Below are 1,186 nucleotides of genomic sequence, written 5' to 3' on the forward strand. Positions count from 1 at the left end.
ACCACACCGGCGCCCACCGTCTTGCCACCTTCGCGGATGGCGAAGCGCAGGCCTTCTTCCATGGCGATGGGGGCGATCAGCTTGACGGTGATCGACACGTTGTCGCCCGGCATCACCATTTCCTTGCCTTCGGGCAGCTCGATGGCGCCGGTCACGTCCGTCGTACGGAAGTAGAACTGCGGACGGTAGTTGTTGAAGAAGGGGGTGTGGCGGCCGCCTTCGTCCTTGCTCAGCACGTACACCTCACCCGTGAAGTGGGTGTGGGGCTTGATGGAGCCGGGCTTGCACAGCACTTGGCCGCGCTCGACTTCTTCACGCTTGGTGCCGCGCAGCAGGATACCGACGTTGTCGCCAGCCTGGCCCTGGTCCAGCAGCTTGCGGAACATTTCCACGCCGGTGCAGGTGGTCTTCTGGGTGACCTTGATGCCGACGATTTCGATTTCTTCGCCGACCTTGACGATGCCGCGCTCGATACGGCCGGTCACGACGGTGCCGCGGCCAGAGATGGAGAACACGTCTTCCACGGGCATCAGGAAGGCACCGTCCACGGCACGCTCAGGGGTGGGGATGTAGGTGTCCAGGGCGTCGGCCAGCTTCATGATGGCACCTTCGCCCAGCTCGCCCTTGTCGCCTTCCAGGGCCAGCTTGGCCGAGCCCTTGACGATGGGGGTGTCGTCGCCGGGGAAGTCGTACTTGGAGAGGAGTTCGCGCACTTCCATCTCGACGAGCTCGAGCAGCTCGGCGTCGTCGACCATGTCGCACTTGTTCAGGAAGACGATGATGTAGGGAACACCCACCTGACGGGCCAGCAGGATGTGCTCGCGGGTCTGGGGCATGGGGCCGTCAGCGGCGGACACGACCAGAATGGCGCCGTCCATCTGGGCGGCACCGGTGATCATGTTCTTGACGTAGTCGGCGTGGCCGGGGCAGTCCACGTGGGCGTAGTGACGGTTCTTGGTCTCGTACTCGACGTGGGCGGTGTTGATGGTGATGCCGCGGGCCTTCTCTTCAGGAGCCGCATCGATCTGGTCGTAGGCCTTGGCCTGGCCGCCAAACTTGGCCGCCAGCACAGTGGTGATGGCCGCCGTCAGGGTGGTCTTGCCGTGGTCCACGTGACCGATCGTGCCCACGTTGACGTGCGGCTTGGTCCGCTCAAATTTCTCTTTTGCCATTTTTCAAATCTCCA

General features: G+C 63.3%; 1 protein-coding gene. It reads right to left on the reverse strand.

Annotated features, from left to right (window positions below):
- Positions 1 to 1,172 (reverse strand): elongation factor Tu (tuf, locus tag AO057_RS17295; RefSeq protein WP_057677362.1); only part of this gene is annotated, 1,172 nt, incomplete at its 3' end.
- Positions 1,173 to 1,186: the final 14 nt, after the last annotated feature.

Origin of the sequence: Curvibacter sp. PAE-UM (genome assembly GCF_001432305.1) — a bacterium.
Classification (GTDB): domain Bacteria; phylum Pseudomonadota; class Gammaproteobacteria; order Burkholderiales; family Burkholderiaceae_C; genus Hylemonella.